The organism is Methylocystis sp. Uni0008 (assembly GCF_056838045.1).
The window spans coordinates 2,043,357-2,065,514 of sequence record NZ_CM166370.1; the positions used below are offsets into that span (position 1 = coordinate 2,043,357).

Consider the following 22,158-nt stretch of genomic DNA (forward strand, 5'->3'; position numbering starts at 1 on the left):
GAAGAATTTTTTAGCACTTCTTATTGGCGCATCTGCGGAACGGATTCGAAGTCGAGAATCTGACCCAGAGCTCGGACGATTCTGCGTCTCGGGTGGGTGGCCACGCGCCGCGCGGGCGAGGGCGAGGGCGAGGCGTATCGCTGCGATTGGTCCTGATCCTGCTTCACGATCGGAGCACTCACGCCCGTAGGCAGAATTGTGGGGCGCGCCGACGAGCGAATACGGTACAGCGCGAAAAGGGTTCTATGCCCCCAAAGGTGGAGCCAACAAGGAAGGACGACATGAAAAAGGCAGTTCAAATCGCGTTGCTCGCATTCCTGCTCTTCATTGGCGTCGCAGGCGGTAGCGCAAAAATCGTCAATTCACTCAGGTCCGGCGCCAGCGACCCCTGCCTTGGCTACGCAATTTGCCAGTGACCCGAGCATGACTGAACCGTTCGGAACTACATGGGCGAAAAAAAGTTCCGTCTTCCCTGCATGCCAAGATGGTCACACTGAGTCCATCTGCTTAGTGACCGCGTCTGGCGGATTCCGACCGCGGTCATGCCAAGGAGCCAAAACTCCGATGAAATGGCTGCCGTCCAAACCAAACTTTGCGTGCTCCGTCACGGCTCCGGATTTAGTTTCGCTCGCTCATTGCTTGGAGTTTTCCGATCTGACCCGGGAAGAATTACCGCCATGCGTGGTCCCGTCCACCAAATGCGCTTCACTTTACGCGAGTTACTTGCTTCTCCTTCCGATTGGCTCGACGGTTGTGCGCGATAGGATTGTCGCCGATATTCGTTTGTTTCTGGAACTCGGAGCGGCCAAGCGGGCGGCAGACTTGCTCATTGTGTTGCGGCGATTCTTGTTTGCTCATCCTGATGCAAGGATCAGATCGCCGCCGCGTGACAATTAAGGTTTGTCGGGCAGTGTTTACGCAGTCGCCACGCGTACTTGCGTGATGAAACGCTCTATGTCTCTGGTATGCATGTACATGCCCGCCGAGATTAGACCCGCGCAAGCAAAGGCCCGCAACTCGTCAAAAAACATTAAGCCGCTCACCCACCATGAACTCCTTGGCTCACACAACGACGATGTTCCGACACGCAATTTCGCAGTTCTGGCGCTCGTTAACGGCAGTTCCACTCGGCGAGCCGGCGCCGGCTCATATTCCGTCACGGTTGAGAGGAGTGATCGCGCAGGAACATAAGCAGGGAGAACTGCTTATCGCTTGGGCGCAAGGCGCATTGCTGCTGATTTGGAGCGCGCTCTATGCGCTCGCGCCAAGAGCTTTACCCTCGCAAGCATTCGAGTCCGTTCCGTGGACGCTGGCGGCCTATGGCGCGTTCATCATCGTCAGGCTCATCCTGATTTATCAAAACCGACTCGTAGATTGGCATGTAGCGCTTTCGATCATCGTCGATATAGGCGTGCTGATGTTGCTGATTTGGAGCTTTCATCTTCAATATGATCAGCCGCCAGCTTTTTACTTGAAGGCGCCAACACTGCTTTATGTCTTTATTTTTATAGCTTTGCGCACATTGAGTTTCGAGGCGCGATGGGTGTTGCTCGCAGGAGCGGTCAGCGCCGCCGGCTGGGGCGGTCTCTTACTCTACGCCATCGTGGCGCAATCGGACAATCCACCGGTCACTCACGACTATGTCCATTACATGAATTCGTCGAGCATTCTGCTCGGCGCGGAATTTGACAAGATTGTCTCGATTCTCATGGTTACGGCGGTGCTGGCGTTAGCGTTGCGGAGAACGCGGCAACTTGTTCTGCGTTGCGTCGTCGATCATGCTGCGGCCAACGAGTTGTCTCGCTTCGTCGCAAGAGGCCTGGCGCAGAGAATCGCGCGCGCCGAGGCTCCGATCGAGCCCGGTCAGGCGGAGCTGAGATCGGCTGCCGCCCTCGTTATCGACTTGCGCGATTTCACAAGGATTTCTCGCCGCCTGACGCCTCAGGAGGTAATGCAGCTGCTCGGCGAGTATCAAAGGCGGGTTATACCGCTCGTTCAGCGTAGTGGAGGATTCATCGACAAATTCCTCGGCGACGGAATCCTAGCGAGTTTTGGCGCTGTGATCGTAAACGATACTTATGCCGCTGACGCACTCCGCGCTGTCGATGCAATCGCGTCGGAGCTTGAGGCGTGGCGCGCTACGCGCATCGAGGCTGGCTTAGTGGCGCCCTCGTTTGGCTTGGCAGTCTCAACGGGTGATGTTTTGTTTGGCGCGGTTGGCGACAGCACAAGGCTCGAGTACACGATTATAGGCGACGCCGTCAATTTCGGCGCCCGGCTCGAAAAGCACTCCAAGATTGAGCGGGTGACGGCCGTAACCGATTCGGCGACGTTTGAACTTGCTCGGTCCCAAGGTTACGCATCAACCGAAAGGTGGGGCTATCGTCTTGGGCGCGAAATTGCGGGCGTCGACTATCCAGTGGATCTCGCGGTTCTAATAGAGGCGGGGCGTTCCTCAAATGGACCTCGGTTACCGGCGGCGGCGACCGTATAGAAACTCCCAACCGGAAAGACGCGCGAGCGACGCGGCGTCGTCGACGTCCTCGTGCATATTGAGCATCGCGACCGAAGCGCCGGCTAAGTTCGCCAGACTGTCGGATAACGCATGTTCCGTAGACCACCGCACGTCGCGGAAGGGATCAACGAAGTGGGGTCGGCGGCGAAAGCCAACGGCCCAGTAGCCACCGTCCGCTGCAGGGCCAAAAACCGTGTCATGATTGCCCAACGCCCGAAAAGCGCACGCCACTTCGGCAATCGTGACCCTCGGCACATCGGAGCCCATGATGAGTACGGGTCCCGCCGGCAACGCTTTTGCGACCCGCGCCATACGCTGGCCGAGGTCGCCCTTGCCTTGCGGCAAAACGCCAAAACTAGGCGGCCAAGGTCCAGAGCGATCGGGTGTCACCGCGAGCCACGTTGTCCAGCGCGGATCGGCGCCGAGACGTCGAAGTGTCTGCGTTAGCATAACGCGCTGAAACCTCAACGCCTGCATAGGCCCTATGCCTGCTTCGAGGCGCCGCTTGCCGGCGCCGTATCGCGGCGCGCGCGTAAAAATGACAAGATGCGCGCGAAGCCCCATCGTCAGCCGTAGACGCGCTTGATGAACTTCGTTGGAACGCCTGCGAAATATAGCGAGAGGCAAAGGAGGTTGCGGGCGCTGCGCCGCAGCCATCCCTCCCGACGCCACCGCGCGGCGGAGGTACGGGCCGTTACGGGAAGCGCTACGACGCGGCGCCGACCGATCCGGCGCGCGAGATCGACATCCTCCATCAACTCCAGCGGCTTATAGCCGCCGACAGCGCGATAAAGGTCGCGATGAATAAGCAGGCCCTGATCGCCATAGGGCAAGCCCAGTCTCCTAACGCGCCAGGCGACCATTCGCTCCAAACGTCGCGCTTGCCGTGATGGATCATCCAGAGCGAAGCGGAAGGTCGCCGCCTTCGTCCGATTTGCCGGGTCCTTGCAAAAATGGGTCACGGCCTTCCGCCAGCCTTCCCCCAGCAAAGTATCGGCGTGAAGAAACAAGAGCCAGTCGCCCCCTGCTTGCTCGGCGCCGGCGCTTAATTGCGGGCCGCGTCCTCTCGGCGCGACAATGACCCGCGCGCCCCGGTCACGCGCCATGTTTGCGCTAGCATCGGTTGAGCCGCCATCGACGACGAGAATTTCGCCGTCGACGCCAGACAGCGCCGCCAGTGTTCCTGGCAGCGTTTGCGAAGCGTTCAAGATCGGAATGACAATCGATAGGCTCATGCTGACCGCCTATTGAGGCCTTCGTCGCGACCCCGGGAAAAGTTACTTCCGTGCCGGAGATTAGAAAACATCCTAGAGGAAGGCAGTTGGCCGACTATATAGCTGCGGCGCGACATATCCGCCGCAGCGGTGAAACCTTTTGTAGCGCAGATTCGAATTGCCTAACTGAACATCGAGGAACCGTCGTATGAGAGTCCCTTCGGTCAGTGTCTTGAATGGGGAAGGCGTTCGCGCAGACCTATCCCGGGCAGCGGCCCAATTCGCTGATCCAGACGTCACGGCCAAGGGTGAGCGCCGCGCGTCGGTTCCGTTTCACCATCTTGAAACCTTGTGGTTCAACACGGGGACGCTTTGCAATCTCGCCTGCGAGGGGTGCTATATCGAATCCTCGCCGCGCAACGACCGTCTTTCCTATCTGACGCGCGCTGAGGCGGCGGCGTTCCTGATGGAAGCGGCGGGGCTCTCTGGTGGACCGTTAGAAATCGGATTCACCGGCGGCGAGCCCTTCATGAACCCCGATACGCCGGGAATGCTCGAAGATTGTCTCATCGGGGGCCATCGGGTTGTTATCCTCACGAATGGGATGAAACCGATGCAGCGCGCGAAGGCGAAGCTGCTCGATCTCTCAGCCAGATTCCCAGGCAGGCTGACGATACGCGTATCGCTCGACCATTACGAAGCGGCCGGCCATGAAAAAATTCGCGGACCCAACAGCTGGGAACCTGCGATCGACGGCTTGCGCTGGCTCGCGTCCAATAATTTCGATCTGACCATCGCTTCGCGTCTCGTATGGGATGAGACCGAGGCCGAGACGCGAGGCGGATTTCGCGCGCTGTTCGACAGGCTGGGGTTGGGCGTCGACGCAGGCGATGCCGCTCGATTGGTCCTCTTCCCGGAAATGGACCCACGCGAAGATGTGCCTGAGATCAGCGAAGGCTGCTGGAGCATATTGGGCCGCTCCCCCATGGACATGATGTGCGCGACTTCGCGGATGGTGATCAAGCGCAAGGGAGCGGAGCTGCCTGTTGTTGTGTCCTGCACGCTTTTGCCGGACGCGCTTGGTTTCGAGTTGGGGACGACGCTCGCGGAGTCATTTCGCCCGGTCAGTCTCAATCATGTCTTCTGCTCGCGTTTTTGCGTTCTTGGCGGCGCTTCGTGCAGCGCGAAGGGAGACAATGGATCGTGAGCGAACAAATCACGTGCGACATTTGCATTATCGGCGCCGGCTCCGCCGGTCTCTCTGTCGCCGCGGGCGCGGCGCAGATCGGCGCCCAGACGATTCTTATCGAGGCAAACCGCATGGGCGGAGATTGCCTGAATACAGGCTGCGTGCCGTCGAAATCGCTGCTCGCGGCCGCCAAGGCCGCGAACGCGATTTCGCGAGCGACGCGCTTCGGCGTTCATGGCGGCGAGCCCCGCGTCGATTTCGCGGCTGTCAACGCCTATGTGCACGACGTGATTGCATCGATCGCGCCGCACGACTCGGTTGAGCGCTTTGTTGGGTTAGGCTGCACGGTAATACAGGCGCGCGCCCGGTTTATAGATGAACGAACGATCGAAGCCGGCGGAAAAACAGTCCGCGCGCGGCGCTTCGTGCTCGCGACAGGAAGCCGCGCCGCGATCCCCGACATTCCGGGAATCGAAGACGTTCCTTATTTCACGAACGAGTCGATCTTCGAGAATTCGGTCCTACCAAACCATTTGCTCATCGTTGGCGCCGGGCCGATCGGCTGTGAAATGGCGCAGGCGCATCGGCGCCTCGGCGCGAAAGTGACTTTGATCGATATTGGTCCCATCTTGCCCAAGGATGATCCGGACGCGGTCGCCGTAGTGCGCGAGACGCTCGCCGAAGAGGGCGTCGACATACTGGAAAACGCAACAATCGCACGGGTAGAGAACGGAAATCGCGGCGTCGCGCTCGTGATTGAGACGGAGGCTGGAGAGAAACGCCTCGATGGCTCGCATCTGCTTCTTGCTGCGGGCCGCAAGCCAAATATCGAAAATCTCGGCTTAGAGGCGGCCAGCGTGCGCTTCTCCGGAAAGGGCGTCGAGGTTGATGCGCGCCTGCGCACGACGAACAAACGGATTTTTGCCGCCGGAGATGTGATTGGCGGACTTCAATTCACGCATATGGCGAACTATCACGCCGGCATCATCATTCGTAATGCACTTTTCCGGCTGCCAGCGAAAAGCAAGCCATCGCCCTTTCCATGGGTCACTTATACCGACCCCGAACTCGCTCAGGTCGGTCTCAACGAAGAACAGGCGCGGGACCACTATGGCGACGGCGCGCAAGTGCTGCGCGCCGAATTTCGAGACAACGACCGCGCGCGCGCCGAGGGGACGACTCGCGGTTTTCTCAAAGTGGTTACGACCAAGCACGGGCGGGTGCTCGGCGCGACGATGGTCGGCCAGAAGGCCGGCGAATTGATCGCGCCCTGGACGTTAGCGATCTCTCAAGGCCTGAAAATCGGAGCCATCGCCAATCTCATCGCTCCCTACCCGACGCTAAGCGAAATCTCCAAGCGGGCCGCTGGGAGCTACTACACGCCGACGCTCTTTTCTCCGCGCACGCGCAAACTCGTGCGCTTTCTGGGACTTTTTGGATGAATCTCAAACGCGTCGCCCCTCTCCTCGTTCTGGTGGCGCTCGTCGCGGCCGCCTTTGCGTTCCGGCTCGATCGCTACCTCACGCTCGAAGCTCTGAAAGACCATCGCGCCCTACTTCTCGTCTTTGTCGAGTCTCACGCGTTATTGGCGGCGATCGGCTTTGTTCTTGCCTATGCCGCCGTTGTCGCGCTTTCCCTGCCGGGCGCGACAATCATGACGCTGGCCGGCGGCTTCCTCTTTGGCGTGACGCTTGGCGCGACGCTGACCGTCATTGGCGCGACGGCGGGGGCGACGCTGCTGTTTGTGATCGCGCGTTCGGCCTTTGGCGATTTGCTGCGTCAACGCGCCGGGCCGTTTCTCGCCCGCATGGCCGAGGGCTTTCGGCAGGACGCCTTCAGCTATCTGCTTTTCCTGCGCCTTGTGCCGGCCTTCCCGTTCTGGGCCGTCAATCTGGTCCCGGCGCTCCTCGATATGCGCCTTGCTCCCTATGTTGCAGCGACCGCTCTCGGGATTATCCCGGGGACTACGGTCTACACGGCCTTTGGCGCAAGCCTGGGGCAGGTATTCGACGCCGGAGACGATGTGCGGCTGAAAGACGTGTTCAGCCCGACCCTGATCGCCGCCCTTGTTGGGCTCGGTCTTTTGTCGCTGTTGCCGATCGCCTTGCGCCGCTTGCGCAAAGCGCCGTCTTGAGCCTCATCTCTCTCACTGATGGAAATCCGCAAATGTCTGTTGTGCCGGCGAAAGAGATAATCGACTATCCGTGGTTCATTCGCCTTTTCTTCTGGAAGCAACGGCGAACCTATGGCCGCGTGCTCGATCCCGGCCTGCTGTGGGGTCGCTCACCTTGGGTTTTCGCAGCAGTCGCATTGCTTTATGGCGCACTGGATCGGCGGTCGTCCCCGCTCTCGCCTGCACTACGATCTCTCGTGACAGTGCGAGTCTCACAAATCAATCATTGCGCGTTTTGCGTCGACATCAATTCGGCGACGCTGGCGAAGCGCGGCGTCCCAATGCAGAAAATCGAGGCGCTCCCCGCATGGCGGGCGAGCGCGCTCTTCACCGTGGACGAAAGGCTCGCTCTTGAATACGCCGAAGCAATGACGATCACTGAGCCGGGCGTAAGCGACGACTTGCGAGCGAAACTAAAACTGAGATGGCCCGACGACGCTATCGTCGAATTGACCGGTTTAATCGCGTTTCAAAACCTTTCATCAAAATTCAACGCGGCGCTCGATATTCCGCCTCAAGGCTTTTGCGTCGCGCCGGCGCAATCGAGCGCGAGCTCGCTTTCTCCGTAGTCCAATCCGTCGCTCGACGGCCATGAGTCACAGCGCGCGCCATGATCACAATGCGAGCGACGAAGGCTCGCACGCGCCCAATTCCGTGACGGGATTGCTGAACACTAAATGTTCGCCGATCGCGCACATCGCATTTGCGACGCTTCCACGGCATTTGTAACTTTCAGACAGTTCGTTCGAAGAATCGATTGTCGAATGCGGCCAACGCTTCGAGGCGCGAGATCTAAGCGCCCGTTTCGCCGCGCGAGACAGAAGGACGCTCATGAACGCCATCACGGCTGCTCTTTCGATCTACGCTGCGGCTGCCGTCGTCATCCTTGTCGTCACGCTCATCGCCGTCGGTTGAGCGCCATCGCAGCGCATGGTCGAGAGCTTTTGATCCATTCTTAACGAGCGCGGCAGCACACGGCCCAGCGTTCCAACCGTGCAATTTCTTCTGAACCGGTGGAGCGGCGAGCGCCTTCGCCGCGTGATGAATCGACGCAACTCATGCGTCGTCAAAAAACGAACCGCGTGAAGTGTGAGTAGCGCCTCGGTTCCCTGCCTTCCAAGACTGTGCTTTGAAAAGGCAATGCCGCAAGCGTTGGGGCCTTGCATCGCTGATCGCCTTCGCACAATACGCCTCTCACGCAGGCGCTTCACGTTTTTGTTTTTTCGCTTCACGACATGCGTCGCAGTATTTGTGGGACACGTTCGATTTGCCGCCGCTCTCGCACCAATGAACTTGTCGACGTGTAACTTTCCTCACCGCCGCGCGAACTGGGAAACATGGAGAGCGTTCGCCGCTAACGTCACTTCGTGACCGGCGTGCAAATGCAGTCGATGCAATAAGGCCGCGAGCTCCAGATCAAAACCAGTATGAAGGAACGGCAAGATGAAGCAGCGAATCTCGGCTTTGGCTCTCGCCACAGTTCTCGCCACAGGCTCGGCCAATGCGGCCGATCTTCCTTCCCGAAAAGCGTCTCTCGCATACATTCCGCCGCCGGCGTTCTCCTGGACGGGTCCTTATGTCGGCCTCAATGCGGGCTATGGCTTCGGCCAGCGTTCAGACTTCAACGGTTTCGTCGGCGGCGGTCAGGTCGGGTTCAATTATCAGCTGACGCCACTGTTGGTCGCTGGTCTCGAAACTGACTTTCAGGGCGCCGATATTTCTACGCGAAACGGCGGCTTTAATGTCAGCTTCTTGGGCGTGCGGCCAACAAAAGTCGAGTGGTTTGGCACGGTTCGCGGTCGCGCTGGCATTGCGCTGCTCAATTCGCATTTGCTCGTCTATGGCGGCGGTGGATTCGCGTACGGGAGAGTGAAACAGGCGGGGCTCTTCAACGAATACGGGGACACGCAGACAGGCTGGACAGCGGGCGGCGGCGTCGAATGGGCTCCCGCAGCCTTTTCCAAATGGTCGGCGAAGGTCGAATATCTCTACACCAGTCTGAGCAACAACGGCGGAAACGCATTTTTTGCCGGCAATCGCGGGGACACACGATTTCACACCGTCCGCGCGGGCGTGAATTATCACTTCAATCTGTTTACGCCCGCGTCGATCCTGGCAAGATTCTAGTCGAGCAAGCCGTCAAGCAAGTGCGATCCCGGCGCTCGCCGCCGGGCCGACGATGTGATCTCCGCGATACCCGCGCGGATCGCGGAGAACGTCGACTCTTAAACGTATGCCCTGGAACGGCCGCCAGAGTCGACGGCATAATTGCTGCCCAGAAGGAGCCACGAATGCGAAGAATTGCCGAAGTGATTGACGTAGCTTTTTGGGGGGGTGTGCGCGTGGCGTCACTTCTCGCGCTTATATCTTACGCGGCTGCGGCGACAACCGAGCCCGCGGATCTCTTCCGCGAAGCTGCAAATGATCCTTCCGTGGTTGTCGATCACTCGGCGTGGGACCGTCTGTTGCAAACTTATGTGCATCCGGCCGATGACGGGCTGAACCGGGTGGACTATGGAAGCTTTCAAGCGAATGGCCACGCAGAGTTAAAGCAGTATCTCGAAAGCCTGCGCGCCGTCGACCCGCGAACGCTCGGCCGTTCGGAGCAGTTCGCCTTCCTCGCTAATCTTTATAATGCAAAGACGATCGACATCGTGCTGGATCACTATCCTGTCTCGTCGATCAAAAACGTCTCGCTCGGCGGCGGGCTCTTTGCGGCGTTCACCGGCGGCCCATGGAAGGCCAAAGTGCTGACACTGCAGGGCGTCGAATTCAGTCTCGACGACATCGAGCACGGCGTGCTGCGGCCACTGTTCAAGGATCCGCGAGCGCATTATTCCGTAAATTGCGCATCGGTCGGCTGTCCCAATCTACAGACCCACGCCTTCACCGGCGCCCGCCTCGACGCGCAACTCGACGCGGCGGCGAAAGCCTATGTCAACAACCCGCGAGGAACGAATTTCTCCGGCGGCCGGCTCGTGGTTTCGTCGATTTACGAATGGTTCAAGTCGGACTTCGGCGGCGATGATGTGGGCGTCCTCAGACATCTCCGCAAATATGCGACTCCGTCTCTCAGGTTAAAACTCGACTCTGTAAGATCGATTAGCAGTCATCAATACGATTGGACGCTCAACGATGTCGTGCGGTGAAGCGGGGCTCAGACTGATCTTCGGCGCTTCGGCTTGCGATGCTCGGAGCCTCTTCCTTCCGCGACACTATCGATCTCCGGAACCACGAACATGACTGAATTTAGGCCCGTGCGGCCAGGCTCATATGACAAGAAAGTGGCGCTCGTGCTGCAAGGCGGAGGCGCCCTGGGCAGCTATCAAGCGGGAGTTTACGAGGCGTTGTCGGGCTCGGAATATCAGCCGGACTGGGTGGCGGGCATATCGATCGGTTCCGTCAATGCCGCCATCATCGCAGGAAACGCGCCACAGCTTCGTGTCGCACGGCTGCGCGAATTCTGGGAAGGAATCACGGCTCCGACTGCGCTATGGTTTTCGGGCGTTACAGGCGCGCTCGGCGCTTGGCAGCGCAAGGCGAGTGGCGTCACTGCGCTGATGTTCGGGCAGCCTGGTTTTTTTGCGCCGCGCGCGCCACACGAATGGTTCGTTAACAGTCCACCCATGAGCTATTACACGACGAGCGCGCTAAAAAGCACGCTTGAGCGGCTCGTCGATTTCGATCGCATCAACGACGCTCGGGAAATGCGGCTCAGCGTCGGCGCAGTTAATGTTCAAACCGGCAGATTTGCTTATTTCGACAGCGAGAACATTACTATTCGGCCCGAGCATGTCATGGCCAGTGGCGCTCTTCCGCCGGGTTTTCCGCCGATCGAGATCGATGGCGAATTCTATTGGGACGGCGGCCTCGTCTCGAATACGCCGCTGCAATATGTGCTCGACTATTTTCCGAGACGCAGCCGCCTGTGTTTTCAGGTCGACGTGTTCCAGGCTTTCGGGCCCCTTCCCGCCAATCTCGAGGAAATCAGTGAACGCGAGAAGGACATTCGCTATTCCAGCAGGACGCGCGTCGGCACGCAAAATTTTCATGAGCGTCATCAGGTTCGCCACCTCATCAACGAACTTTATGAACTATTGCCGGAAGCGATTAAGGAGATTCCGCAGGCACAGCAACTTTATGAATACGCCTGCGTCACCCGCATGGATATTGCGCAGCTCATCTACCGACCGCTGGAACCCCAAGGCGCGTCGAAGGATTATGACTTCGACCGCAGCCTAATGAATGATCGCTGGTCGCACGGGCTTTCCGACGCGCGTGAAACCTTGCGCGCCTCCCCGTGGCTTGCGCCCATGCCGAAGGAAATCGGCGTCCGCGTATTCGACGTGATGCACGACATTTTGGCGGAGAAATTTGACGCGGCCGTGGAGGAGGACTCGCGCGAGAGGATCCCGCCACGAGGCGCCGCGCCGATAAGAAGCCAGGCCACGCAATCGCCGGCGTCGCGCGCGAAGTCGGCCTAAGGAGCGACGTATATGGACTTCGAGTATGTGAAGCGGACGGCTTTCGCCATGCCGTTGACCAGCCCCTCCTTTACGCGCGGGCCGCATCGTTATTCGAATCGCGAACACATGATCGTCGTCTACCGGACCGAACCAGCGAAAGCGCAAGCAGCCGCGCCCGAGCCGCTATTTTGCGGCGATGCGATCGTTCGCTTCGAATTCATGCGGATGGAGAGCGCCACGGGCTTTGGACGGTATTCGGGCGCTGCGCAGTCAATTGCCGTCAGTCATGCTGGGCAAGCCGGCGCTTACACGCACAACATGTTTCTCGACGCGCAGGGGCCGATTTCCGGCGGGCGCGAGCTATGGGGCTTTCCGCAGAAACTTGCCGGCCCTCGGCTTTCCGTCGAGCATGACACGCTCGTCGGCGCGCTTGACTATGGTCCGGCGCGCGTGGCGACCGCGACAATGGGCTACAAGCATCGCGCGTTGGACGATGCGGAGGCGCTGCGCTTCCTACAGGAGCCGGGCTTTCTCCTGAAAATCATTCCTCATGTCGATGGGACGCCGCGCATCTGCGAACTCGTGCGCTATTTCCGCCGCGACATCGTTGTCAAAGGCGCGTGGAGCGGTCCCTGCGCGCTGGAACTGAAGCCTCACGCTCTCGCGCCGGTGAGTGACTTGCCAATTGTCGAGATTATCAGAGGGGTCCATGTGATCGCCGATTTCACGCTCGAACTCGGAGAGGTCGTTTTCGACTATCTCGCCGATTGACGGACATTCGCCAGGGAGCGTCTCAATGAAAGCGCAAGAGATTCGCAGGAGAGCCTTTTCCATGCCGTTGCACAGTCCCTCCTATCCGCGGGGGCCCTATCGCTTCGTCAATCGCGAATATTTTGTCATTTCCTATCGGACGGATCTCGCCGCGCTCGAGAAGATCGTGCCGAAGCCGCTCGAAATTATCGAGCCGATCGTAAAATATGAATTCATCCGCATGCCTGACAGCACTGGGTTCGGCGATTACACGGAATCAGGGCAGGTTATCCCGGTTCGCTTCGCGGGCGAGACTGGCGGCTATGTCCACGCCATGTATCTGGACGACGATCCGCCGATCGCCGGAGGACGAGAACTGTGGGGCTTTCCCAAGAAGCTCGCCTCGCCTTCGCTGCGGGTCGAACATGACACCCTCGTCGGCGCGCTCGACTACGGTCCGTTGCGTATAGCGACAGGCGCGATGGGCTACAAGCATTGCACGATGGATGCGAGTGACGCTCTGCGCTCGCTCCGCGAGCCCGGATTTCTGCTCAAAATCATTCCCCATGTCGACGGATCGTCGCGCATTTGCGAACTGGTGCGCTACCGACTCGGGGATGTCACGCTAAAAGGCGCATGGAGCGGTCCCGCAAGTCTTGAACTGCATCCGCATGCGTTGGCGCCGGTCGCGGATCTGCCTGTCCTCGAAGCGCACGCCGGCGTCCATCTCATCGCCGACGTTACACTCGAACTCGGCGAAGTCGCGCATGACTATCTCGCCGTCTGAACCCCCATCGTCGAAGAGGCGAGAATGACTCTCTTTCAGGACCAGGTCGTCGTCATCACAGGCGCCGCGAGCGGCATTGGCAAGGAGATCGCGCGCGCCTTTGCGGCGCAAGGCGCTCGGGTCATCATCGCGGACCTGAAAAAGGGCGCTGCCCAAGCCGCTGCGGCAGAGATCGCAGCGTCGGGCGGCGTTGCAATGGGAGTTGAAATGGATGTAAGCGACGAGGCGACCGTCAATGCCGGCGTCGACGCCGCATACGCCGCTTACGGTCGCATCGACGTTCTGGTCAGCAACGCTGGAATTCAGATTGTCCATCCAGTCCATGAGTTTCCGTTCGATCAATGGAAAACGATGCTCGCCGTTCATCTCGACGGCGCATTTCTGACGACGAAAGCCTGTCTGAAATATATGTACGAGGCAAGTTCGGGCTCGATCATTTATATCGGCTCCGTCCATTCGAAAGAAGCCTCTCCGCTTAAAGCCGCCTATGTGACAGCCAAACATGGCTTACTCGGATTGGCGCGCGTCGTGGCGAAGGAGGGGGCCAAGCATAATGTCCGCGCCAATGTCGTCTGTCCTGGCTTCGTGCTCACCCCTCTCGTCGAGAAACAAATACCCGAACAGGCGAAGGAGCTTGGGATTGGCGAGGCCGAAGTGATCCAAAATGTCATGCTGAGGGAGACGGTCGACGGCGAGTTTACAAGCGTCCAAGACGTCGCGGAAGCAGTCATGTATTTCGCTGGCGCCAAATCCAACGCGCTTACCGGACAGTCGCTGGTCGTCAGCCATGGCTGGTTCATGGAATAATGGCTCGTCATAAGACGGGGAGCGATACGAAATTGACAAAAGCGAAGCTTGGCGCAGGAGCTGTTTTGATATTCTGGATGACGTGGACGGCCTTGTCCGTCGCGCGGGCGGAAAGTCTACTGCTAGATCCTGCAAACGCGCTGGCTAGCGCGAAGCGGATCGACTTCGTTGGCCGAAACGATTTCAGCGTCGAGGAGAGCGCGCAGGGCGCCATGCTACGTAGCATCCCTCATAAATCCGCATCCGGTCTCTATCAACCAGTTGAGCGAGACGGCGCTGAGCTGACGCGCGTTCGGTGGCGATGGCGCGTCGACCAACTCCAGGCCACGGCAGATTTGCGCAAGCTCGCAACTGAGGATTTCGGCGCAATGATCATGTTCGTTTTCGGCAAGCCGTCGTTTTTCAATCGCGACGTTCCGACGTTGGGCTATGTTTGGACGGCGACGCCTATGCGCAACGGATCGATCATCCGCTCCCACCGACACCAAAGCCTCGCCTATATCCAACTCCGCGGAAGCGCCGACATCGGTCTTATGCGCGTCGAACAGCGTGACGTCGCAGCAGACTATAGAAACGTGTTCGGCAAGGAGCCAGGCGAGTTGAAATTCATCGCCGTGTTCAACGACAATGATCAGACGAATGAGCCCGCATCCGCCCTGTTCGGGCCGATAGTGGACGGACGCTAGCAGTCACTGAGAGTTGAATCTCTGATTGCTCTAATTCCTAACGCAATGTTTTCACTCCGCGCGCTTTTTCGACGCATCGTTCATTTCGGCAAAGCCCTGTTTCGTGGCCTGTAGCATGGTTCCATGCATAAGAATCGGCGCCATAAATCCGGAGAATATCTCCCAGTGCCTGAGAAGCGTGGCCGAGTGGCCGAGCGGCTGGAGCACGAAGTAATGTTCTCCAGCGAAAAAGCCGCGCGCTATGACTTTCCCGATCCAGCGCAGCTCACGTTCCCGATCGGCCACAAGTATGGTTGGGTTGGGCGTCATGACGGCTAGATCAGGCGGCGCAAATCGGCGTGTCCCGCATGGCGGAACACTCGACGAGACACGCCGAAGCGAACATCAATCGTCTGACCTCTACGCGATCTCCCACACGCGCGTGGCGAAAGCCTCGTCTACCGGCGTGTGAAAGACGTGGTTCGCATAATTGCTGATCGTCTTGACGCTGATGGCGAGGATGATTCCGAGAATATTTCTCTCGCTGTATCCCGCGGAGAAGAACGCCTGTGCGTCGGCTTCGTTTGGACGCCCGCGCTTTTCGAGCATGATCCGCGTGAACTCAGCGAGCGCCCGCAGCTTGGCGTCGGGAATTGGCCGGCCGTCGCGGATGGCGTCCGTCACTTCGGGCGGAACCTTCGACATCTTGTCGGCGACGAAACTGTGCGCCGCCATGCAGTAGTGGCACCCGTTCCAGCGGCTGATGACGAGAAAGATCACCTCCTGCTCGACGGGGGTGAATCCGCATTCCTGACGAAAGGCCGCATAGCCGGAGGAATAGGCTTCGTATAGCGCCGGCTCATTGGCCATGGCGCCATACATTTTTGGCGTGAACCCCATTTGTCTCTTAGCGGATTCGAGCAGGCTCCGGGCTTTTCCCGTCGCCGTCTCGATGGTGAGGAAGGGGAGGTCTTTAATTCGATAGGTGTTGCTCATTGCGTTCGCTCTCCGACTAACGATTCGCCAGACGACGAAGATCGGCGTCCGTCATGGGCTGGCCGCCGACCCCCCAGGCGCCGGGGGCCACGTCCTCGACGATGACCCACGTCACGTCCCTCAGGCCCTCGCCTTCCACGGCCAGTACGGCCTCCGTCACCCCCGAGATGAGTTCCTTCTTCTGATCAGGCGTCAGATAGCCGCTGATTCCCTTGATGTTCACGAGTGGCATGCCGCTGCTCCTTTGGCTTAGCGTGAATGGAGCGATATCCACATGTATTTGCAAAATGGACAAGTAGGCACTAATAGTATCGATAGTGTCATTTTTGATACTGATGGAGCGTGCATGAGAAAACAGCGACATGAGACCTACACATGCTGCCCGCTCGAAGCCGCCCTGGACGTCATGGGAAGCAAATGGAAGGCGACGATTCTGTTTCGCCTTCTCGACGGCACAAGGCGCTTCAATGAACTTCGCAGGCTTATGCCGAATGTTACGCAAAGAATGCTGACCCTTCAGCTACGCGAGCTCGAAGCCGACGGCATGATCCTGCGCAAGGTTTTCGCCGAGGTGCCGCCCAAGGTCGAATATTCCCTGTCAGATCTCGGCAAGACATTGGAGCCATTGCTGCGGGAGCTGTACCTGTGGGGCCAAACGCACATACAGCGAAAACAGCCTGAGGCCAGTCCGGAGCCCGCCTCAAGCTCGACTGAAAAGAAAATCCTGCGCTCAAGCACTTGAGCACCGCTCTTCTTTCTGCGCCGAGGGTCAAAACGGCATGTCTACCCCCCGAGACGACCGCGCGAGGTTGGAGCGCGAGGAACGCTGGCGGCAACTGATGCGCGCCGCTCAAGACGGCGACAACGCCGCCTATGCTGCGCTTCTCTCTGAAATTCTTCCCGTCCTTCGCAGATTCGTCGCTTACAGATGGCCAAGCGCGCCGGACGTGGAAGACATCGTCCAGGAGGTTTTGCTGTCGGTCCACACGGTCCGGCACACTTATGACCCAGCACGCCCTTTCATGCCCTGGCTTATGACGATCGCGATGCGCCGGACGATCGACGCCGCGCGCCGCCGGACAGCTCGCAACGCCAACGAAACGACAGTCGACATTATGCCCGAAACCTTTTCGGGAGACGACGCGAAGAACGAGCAGGAGATCAGCGATGATCAAGAGGCGATACGGCGCGCCCTGGCGCAATTGCCAGACGGACAACGCCAGGCGGTGGAGCTGATGAAAGTGCAAGGTCTGTCGCTCCTGGAGGCTTCCGCGGTGACTGGCAAGAGCGTGGCGTCGTTGAAGGTCAGCGTGCATCGCGGGCTCAAGACGATGCGTGAAGTGTTGAAAAGAGAGACGCAATGAATTCCGAAGAACTTATTCGTCGCCTCGCCGCAAGCGCCAAGCCTGTCCGCCGTTTGCCGCATCCCATGTGGCGCGCAATGATGTGGTTTATGCTTTCTCTCGCCTATGCCGCGGGTTTGGTGTTCGTCATAGGGTTGCGTGGGGACTTCTCAGTTCGAATCGCGGAACCGCGCTTCTTGATCGAGCTCTCGGCCGCCATTCTGACGTCGATGATGGCGGCTGCTGCCGCGTTTTGTTCGACTTGCCCCGGCCGGCCGCTGTGGGAGCGCCTGGCGCCTTTCCCGTTTTTACTCGTCTGGCTAGCGTCTCTTGGCGAAGGCTGCTGGCGCGATTGGACGCTGCATGGATTTCAGGGTCTCGCCATTCAGCAGGAATTTAGCTGCTTCTGGAAAATCGTTGCGACGAGCGCGGCGCCGCTAGTCCTGATCCTGGTTATGGTTCGCCGAGGCGCGCCAATTGCGCCCTACCTGACGACCGGGCTCGCGACGCTCGCGGCGGCGTCGCTGGTCGCGGCCGGCATGCTCCTGTTCCATCAGCAAGAATCGAGCGTCATGGTGCTCGTCTGGCAGTTCGGCTCGGTCCTTGTCCTCTCAGGACTTGCTGCGCTCTTCGGTCGGCATGTCCTGTATTGGCGAACCGTCGATAAGCGTTCGCTCGAAAATCAAACGACACCTCACTGCTAACGGGATTACGCCGAAAGGGTAACGGTCGGCTGAAAAGGCGCGCTCATGAACATTCAGGTCGTTAAGGATTATTACGGCAAGATCCTTCAGGGATCGCAGGACCTCAAAACCAAAGCGTGTTGCACACCGGACAATATGCCGGAGCGCGTCAAAGCGCTCCTGTCGAACGTCCATGACGAGGTGCTGGCGAAATATTATGGCTGCGGCCTCGTCGTTCCGGAGCTTTTGCAGGGACGCCGCGTCCTGGACCTTGGTTGCGGATCGGGTCGCGATGTTTATGCGCTTGCCCAACTCGTCGGACCGTCGGGCGAGGTCGTTGGCGTCGATATGACGCCGGAGCAGCTTGTGGTCGCTGAGGCGCATGCCGACTGGCATATGTCGAAATTCGGCTTCGATCGGCTGAACGTGCGGTTTCTCAGAGGATATATCGAGGCGCTCAATACGCTCGGACTGGAACCGGGCAGCTTCGACGTCGTCGTATCCAATTGCGTCGTCAATCTGTCGATCGACAAGCCGGCGGTCCTCGCGGGCGTCTTCGACCTGCTCAAGCCTGGGGGCGAATTTTATTTCGCCGACGTCTATGCCGACCGGCGGCTTGATGAGGCGGTGCGCGGGGATCCCGTTCTGTATGGCGAATGCCTCGGCGGAGCGCTCTATTGGGGGGATTTCCTCGCCCTGGGAAGGTCCGCGGGCTTTGGCGATCCGCGTCTCGTGACAAGCCGGCCACTTGAGATCACTGACCCGGGAGTCGAAGAAAAAATTGGCGCGGCGCGCTTCTATTCGGCGACATATCGCCTGTTTAAGATCGATGCGCTCGAGCCCGCCTGCGAGGACTATGGTCAGGCGGTGATTTACAAAGGCGGCGTTCCGGAAGCGCCGCATGTGTTCTCGCTCGACAGCCATCACGCGATGGAAAAGGGGCGGATTTTCCCGGTCTGTGGCAATAGCTGGCGGATGCTGAAGGAAAGCCGCTTCGCGCCGCATTTCGAGTTTATCGGCGATTTCTCCCATCATTACGGCGTGTTTCCCGGCTGTGGGACGAACATCCCCTTCTCCCCCGACTCCAGTCGCGGCGGCGAATTCGGCGACTGCTGCTGATGTCGGTCTGTTGGTTTCGCGGAAAGGACCGACGTGCGTTGGCGTCTATTGGCCGCGTTTGCACGGTCTATATCGCTTTTTTCTCGTCGTCTCTCGGGCATGCGGCCGACAACCGGCTCGTGCTGACTGGCTCGAGTACCGTGGCGCCGCTCGCGGCGGAGATCGGCAAGCGCTTCGAGGAGCAAAACCCCAGCATCCGCGTCGACGTGCAATCGGGCGGTTCCTCTCGCGGCGTCGCCGACGCCCGCTCAGGCCTCGCGGACCTCGGCATGGCGTCGCGCGCGCCGAACGCCGACGAGACGGACCTGCAATTCTTTACGATCGCGCGCGACGGCGTCGGGATCATCGTGAATACGAATAATTCGGTCCGGTCTCTGACGGACGAGCAGATTGTCGCGATCTATACGGGAAAAATCACCGATTGGAGCAAAGCTGGCGGCGCAGCCGGACGGATTACGGTCGTCAACAAGGCTGCGGGCCGGTCGACCCTCGAACTGTTCCTCCACTATTTCAAGCTGAAGGGCGGCGACGTGAAAGCGCATGTCATTATCGGCGAGAATCAGCAAGCCATAAAGACGGTGGCCGGCAGTCCTGGCGCCATCGGCTATGTGTCGATCGGTTCGGCGGAATATGAGGGGGATCACGGCGCTCACATCAGACTCTTGCCGATGAGTGGCGTGGCGGCGTCTATTGAGAATGTTCGAAGCGGATCCTTTCCGCTCGCCCGCCCGCTCAATCTTGTTAGCAAGGGAGAGCCCGGAGCGGTTGCGCGACGTTTCATCGATTTCGCTCGATCGAGGAGCGTTCATGACATTGTCGAATCGCAGTTCTTCGTCCCGGTCGCGCCGTGATACGCGACTTGTCGCGGCGGTGGCGACGGCCGCACTCGGCTCGTCCGCCATATTCGTGTTGATCGTCGGCTTCCTTCTGAAGGAATCGTGGCCGGCGCTATCCACGATTGGTCCTGCGCGATTTCTCTTCGACCCGGCGTGGCGCCCGACCGAGGGCCTCTTCGGCCTCGCCCCGATGCTGTCGGCGTCGCTTGCGGCTTCGGTCGGCGCGGTTATCCTCGCCACGCCGCTCGGAGTCGCCTCGGCGATTTTCTGCCGCCATTATGCGCCGCCCCCGATCGGATGGATTCATCGCTGGTCGATGGCTCTCTTGTCTGGTGTCCCATCTGTCGTCATCGGACTTTGGGGGTTGACCGCCATCGTCCCGCTAATCGGCCGCTTCGAGCCGCCCGGCGCCAGCCTGCTTGCCGGGATTCTGATCCTGACAGTGATGATTACGCCGACCATCGCTTTGACGAGCGGGGCGGCGCTGGATTCCCTCCCCGATGCATATGGGCGGGGCGCTGTGGCGCTGGGATTGTCGCGCGAGGCGACGCTGGCGCATGTGCTGCTTCCCGCCGCGCGCGGCGGCGTCGCCGCCGGCATTCTGCTTGCCGCGGCGCGCGCCCTCGGCGAAACGATGGCGATCGTCATGGTCAGCGGCAATGTCGTGCAGGCGCCGTTGAGCCTATTCGACCCAGTGCGCACGCTGACGGCCAATATTGCGCTGGAGATGGCTTACGCGACCGGAAGCCACCGCGCCTCGCTGTTCGTTTCCGGACTGATGCTCACAGCTCTTGTCATCGCACTGGCGGCGGCAGCCTGGCGCCTTTTGGGGGACCGCTGTCATGAATGAGGTTGCAAGGCCCCAGGCGGCGTCGCCAATGCTGCCGACGTCCTCCCTGCGTGACGCGCTGTATGGCTTCGGCATTTGCATCGCCGCCTTGCTTGTCGCCGGGATATTTTTCTGGCTGCTCGCCGATCTGGCGCGGCAGGGCGTGGGCCGCCTCGACTGGACCTTTCTCACCACTTCGCCGCGCAATGCGGGGCGCGATGGCGGTCTTGCGCCCATCCTCGTCTCGACATTTCTGATTGTCTTTGTGGCGATGTCGATCGCGGCGCCGCTCGGCGTCGCCACCGCAATTTTCCTTTCGGAATTCACGCCCGCAGGCGGACGCTTGGCGCGCTGGATGAGTCTCAGTCTGGACGTCCTCGCCGGTACGCCGTCCATCGTATTCGGTCTCTTTGGCGGCACATTCTTTTGCGTCTTTCTGGGCCTCGGTTTTTCGATTCTCTCGGGTGGCATGACCCTCGCGTGCATGGCGCTTCCTATCCTGATCCGTACGATCGAATCAGGACTGCGGTCTTCGCCGATCGAGTGGCGTCTCGGCGCCGCCGCTCTTGATCTCTCACGCGCGACCCTTCTCTGGCATGTCCTGCTGCCCGCCGCCGCGCCGTCGCTCGCCACCGGCCTGAGCCTTGGAATTGGCCGGGCGGTGGCGGAAACGGCGGCGCTCATTTTCACAAGTGGCTATGTCGATCGTATGCCGTCATCTCTCTTCGACTCCGGCCGAGCGCTTTCCGTCCATATCTACGATCTCACGATGAATGTCAGCGGCGGCGACGCCAACGCCTATGCCTCGGCGCTCGTTTTGATCGCCTTCCTGATCGCCGCGAACAGTCTCGCATTTTGGTTCTCAAACAGAATATTCGGCCGAAGGGTGGCCCGCGCATGATCGCGTACATTGCAGACAAAGACGCAACAGCCGGCTCCGGCCGCGCCGCCTATACCCTCGGCCCGCTGGCGGCCGGGCCTACCTGCTGCGAGCCGAGGCCACAGATTAGCGTCGAGAATCTGACGCTGGCGTATGATGGACGCGCGGCCCTCAAGGAGGTGAGCCTCGATATCTTCCGCGGTTGCGTCACAGCGCTGATTGGTCCCTCAGGCTGCGGAAAGACGAGCTTCCTGTCGAGCCTCAACCGGCTGAGCGATCTCATTCCGGGATGCGAAGTCGAAGGACGAATTCTTTTCGATGGCCAGAATATTCATGATCAGCTCGCAAATGTCCGGTCGCTGCGGCGTCGCGTGGGAATGATCTTCCAACGGCCCAATCCGTTTCCGCTCTCCATCCGACGCAATCTTGAGATGCCGCTGAAGGAGCATGGCGTTCGGCGCCGCGCCGATCTCGATGCGGCCGTGTGGCGGTCGCTCGTCGACGTTGGCCTTTGGGAGGAGGTGAGGGATCGGCTCGACGCCCCCGCGCTCGCGCTGTCCGGCGGACAACAACAGCGTCTGTGTATCGCCCGCGCCCTCGCGCTGCAGCCGGACGTCCTGCTGATGGACGAGCCGTGCAGCGCGCTCGATCCCGTTTCCTCGACCATCGTCGAAAATCTGATCGCGAGTCTGCGAGGCAGCTACACGATTGTCATCGCCACTCATAATCTGGCCCAGGCGCGCCGCATCGCCAATTATGCCGGCTTCTTCTGGGTGAAGGATCGCGCCGGCGTGCTGATCGAATTTGATCATTGCCAGCGAATTTTTGACTCGCCACGCCATGAACTGACGGCGGCTTATGTTGGCGGGCGAAGCGGTTGAGGCGCGCGCTACGGAAGGCCGAGCG

25 protein-coding genes are annotated in these 22,158 nt (G+C 59.8%); 20 read left to right on the top strand and 5 right to left on the bottom strand.

The window, feature by feature from the left end; genetic code table 11:
- The first annotated feature begins 1,228 nt into the window (after positions 1-1,228).
- Positions 1,229-2,494 carry an adenylate/guanylate cyclase domain-containing protein gene (locus AC0X69_RS10175; protein WP_482607353.1) on the top strand — a complete coding sequence of 422 codons (1,266 nt, stop codon included), beginning with the start codon at positions 1,229-1,231 and terminating at the stop codon, positions 2,492-2,494.
- Here the strand turns inward: AC0X69_RS10175 and AC0X69_RS10180 are convergent.
- Both AC0X69_RS10180 and AC0X69_RS10185 read right to left on the bottom strand, forming a co-directional pair.
- A complete protein-coding gene (locus AC0X69_RS10180; RefSeq protein WP_482607355.1) occupies positions 2,471-3,172 on the bottom strand; it encodes a TIGR04282 family arsenosugar biosynthesis glycosyltransferase in 702 nt (233 codons plus the stop codon). The two genes, AC0X69_RS10175 and AC0X69_RS10180, sit on opposite strands and share 24 nt — an antisense overlap.
- Entirely contained in the window at positions 3,082-3,750 is a 669-nt protein-coding gene (locus tag AC0X69_RS10185) for a TIGR04283 family arsenosugar biosynthesis glycosyltransferase (RefSeq protein WP_482607357.1), read from the bottom strand. The genes AC0X69_RS10180 and AC0X69_RS10185 overlap by 91 nt, the downstream gene beginning before the upstream one ends.
- 187 nt (positions 3,751-3,937) lie before the next feature.
- On the opposite strand from AC0X69_RS10185, the gene AC0X69_RS10190 reads away from it, so the two are divergent.
- From AC0X69_RS10190 to AC0X69_RS10240, 11 genes are all read left to right on the top strand, one after another.
- Complete coding sequence (locus AC0X69_RS10190; protein WP_482607358.1) at positions 3,938-4,936, top strand: radical SAM protein; 999 nt, start codon at positions 3,938-3,940, stop codon at positions 4,934-4,936.
- Positions 4,933-6,360: a dihydrolipoyl dehydrogenase family protein gene (locus AC0X69_RS10195; RefSeq protein WP_482607360.1), complete on the top strand. Its 1,428-nt coding sequence runs from the start codon at positions 4,933-4,935 to the stop codon at positions 6,358-6,360. The genes AC0X69_RS10190 and AC0X69_RS10195 overlap by 4 nt, the downstream gene beginning before the upstream one ends.
- Complete coding sequence (locus AC0X69_RS10200; RefSeq protein WP_482607361.1) at positions 6,357-7,052, top strand: TVP38/TMEM64 family protein; 696 nt, start codon at positions 6,357-6,359, stop codon at positions 7,050-7,052. Before AC0X69_RS10195 ends, AC0X69_RS10200 begins: the two co-directional genes overlap by 4 nt.
- A 32-nt stretch (positions 7,053-7,084) precedes the next feature.
- The gene (locus AC0X69_RS10205) at positions 7,085-7,660 is read left to right on the top strand and encodes a carboxymuconolactone decarboxylase family protein (RefSeq protein WP_482607362.1); all 576 of its coding nucleotides are present in this window, start codon (positions 7,085-7,087) and stop codon (positions 7,658-7,660) included.
- Between the two features lie 874 nt (positions 7,661-8,534).
- Positions 8,535-9,218: an outer membrane protein gene (locus AC0X69_RS10210; RefSeq protein WP_482607364.1), complete on the top strand. Its 684-nt coding sequence runs from the start codon at positions 8,535-8,537 to the stop codon at positions 9,216-9,218.
- 164 nt (positions 9,219-9,382) lie between these two features.
- The gene (locus AC0X69_RS10215) at positions 9,383-10,240 is read left to right on the top strand and encodes a DUF547 domain-containing protein (RefSeq protein ID WP_482607366.1); all 858 of its coding nucleotides are present in this window, start codon (positions 9,383-9,385) and stop codon (positions 10,238-10,240) included.
- 90 nt (positions 10,241-10,330) lie between these two features.
- Positions 10,331-11,575 (top strand): DUF3734 domain-containing protein, encoded by a 1,245-nt coding sequence (locus AC0X69_RS10220; RefSeq protein ID WP_482607368.1) that lies wholly within the window; start codon positions 10,331-10,333, stop codon positions 11,573-11,575.
- 12 nt (positions 11,576-11,587) lie between these two features.
- Positions 11,588-12,328, top strand: coding sequence for an acetoacetate decarboxylase (locus AC0X69_RS10225; protein ID WP_482607369.1), 741 nt, complete (start codon positions 11,588-11,590; stop codon positions 12,326-12,328).
- A gap of 25 nt (positions 12,329-12,353) precedes the next feature.
- On the top strand, positions 12,354-13,094 hold the full coding sequence (locus AC0X69_RS10230; protein WP_482607371.1) for an acetoacetate decarboxylase: 741 nt from the start codon (positions 12,354-12,356) through the stop codon (positions 13,092-13,094).
- A gap of 24 nt (positions 13,095-13,118) precedes the next feature.
- Positions 13,119-13,901, top strand: coding sequence for a 3-hydroxybutyrate dehydrogenase (locus AC0X69_RS10235; RefSeq protein ID WP_482607373.1), 783 nt, complete (start codon positions 13,119-13,121; stop codon positions 13,899-13,901).
- A gap of 77 nt (positions 13,902-13,978) precedes the next feature.
- Entirely contained in the window at positions 13,979-14,587 is a 609-nt protein-coding gene (locus AC0X69_RS10240; RefSeq protein WP_482607375.1) for a DUF3047 domain-containing protein, read from the top strand.
- A 51-nt stretch (positions 14,588-14,638) separates the two neighbouring features.
- Here AC0X69_RS10240 and AC0X69_RS10245 read toward each other — a convergent pair whose 3' ends face one another.
- From AC0X69_RS10245 to AC0X69_RS10255, 3 genes are all read right to left on the bottom strand, one after another.
- On the bottom strand, positions 14,639-14,896 hold the full coding sequence (locus AC0X69_RS10245) for a hypothetical protein (protein WP_482607376.1): 258 nt from the start codon (positions 14,894-14,896) through the stop codon (positions 14,639-14,641).
- Positions 14,897-14,986: 90 nt separating this feature from the next.
- Entirely contained in the window at positions 14,987-15,562 is a 576-nt protein-coding gene (locus AC0X69_RS10250) for a carboxymuconolactone decarboxylase family protein (RefSeq protein ID WP_482607377.1), read from the bottom strand.
- A gap of 16 nt (positions 15,563-15,578) precedes the next feature.
- Positions 15,579-15,794 (bottom strand): tautomerase family protein, encoded by a 216-nt coding sequence (locus AC0X69_RS10255; RefSeq protein ID WP_256032908.1) that lies wholly within the window; start codon positions 15,792-15,794, stop codon positions 15,579-15,581.
- A gap of 114 nt (positions 15,795-15,908) precedes the next feature.
- Here AC0X69_RS10255 and AC0X69_RS10260 point away from each other — a divergent pair, with 114 nt between their 5' ends.
- From AC0X69_RS10260 to AC0X69_RS10295, 8 genes are read left to right on the top strand one after another with little or no spacing between them, the layout of a single operon-like run.
- Complete coding sequence (locus tag AC0X69_RS10260) at positions 15,909-16,304, top strand: winged helix-turn-helix transcriptional regulator (RefSeq protein WP_256032907.1); 396 nt, start codon at positions 15,909-15,911, stop codon at positions 16,302-16,304.
- 37 nt (positions 16,305-16,341) lie between these two features.
- Complete coding sequence (locus AC0X69_RS10265; RefSeq protein WP_482607378.1) at positions 16,342-16,926, top strand: sigma-70 family RNA polymerase sigma factor; 585 nt, start codon at positions 16,342-16,344, stop codon at positions 16,924-16,926.
- Positions 16,923-17,609, top strand: a complete 687-nt coding sequence (locus AC0X69_RS10270; protein ID WP_482607379.1) for an NrsF family protein — start codon at positions 16,923-16,925, stop codon at positions 17,607-17,609. The genes AC0X69_RS10265 and AC0X69_RS10270 overlap by 4 nt, the downstream gene beginning before the upstream one ends.
- 45 nt (positions 17,610-17,654) lie before the next feature.
- The gene (locus tag AC0X69_RS10275) at positions 17,655-18,707 is read left to right on the top strand and encodes a methyltransferase domain-containing protein (protein ID WP_482607381.1); all 1,053 of its coding nucleotides are present in this window, start codon (positions 17,655-17,657) and stop codon (positions 18,705-18,707) included.
- A 38-nt stretch (positions 18,708-18,745) separates the two neighbouring features.
- Positions 18,746-19,558: a phosphate ABC transporter substrate-binding protein gene (locus AC0X69_RS10280; protein WP_482607383.1), complete on the top strand. Its 813-nt coding sequence runs from the start codon at positions 18,746-18,748 to the stop codon at positions 19,556-19,558.
- Positions 19,515-20,393: a phosphate ABC transporter permease subunit PstC gene (gene pstC, locus AC0X69_RS10285; protein ID WP_482607385.1), complete on the top strand. Its 879-nt coding sequence runs from the start codon at positions 19,515-19,517 to the stop codon at positions 20,391-20,393. The genes AC0X69_RS10280 and pstC overlap by 44 nt, the downstream gene beginning before the upstream one ends.
- Entirely contained in the window at positions 20,386-21,273 is an 888-nt protein-coding gene (gene pstA / locus AC0X69_RS10290; RefSeq protein ID WP_482607387.1) for a phosphate ABC transporter permease PstA, read from the top strand. Before pstC ends, pstA begins: the two co-directional genes overlap by 8 nt.
- The gene (locus AC0X69_RS10295; RefSeq protein WP_482607389.1) at positions 21,270-22,133 is read left to right on the top strand and encodes a phosphate ABC transporter ATP-binding protein; all 864 of its coding nucleotides are present in this window, start codon (positions 21,270-21,272) and stop codon (positions 22,131-22,133) included. The genes pstA and AC0X69_RS10295 overlap by 4 nt, the downstream gene beginning before the upstream one ends.
- The last annotated feature ends 25 nt before the right edge of the window (positions 22,134-22,158 follow it).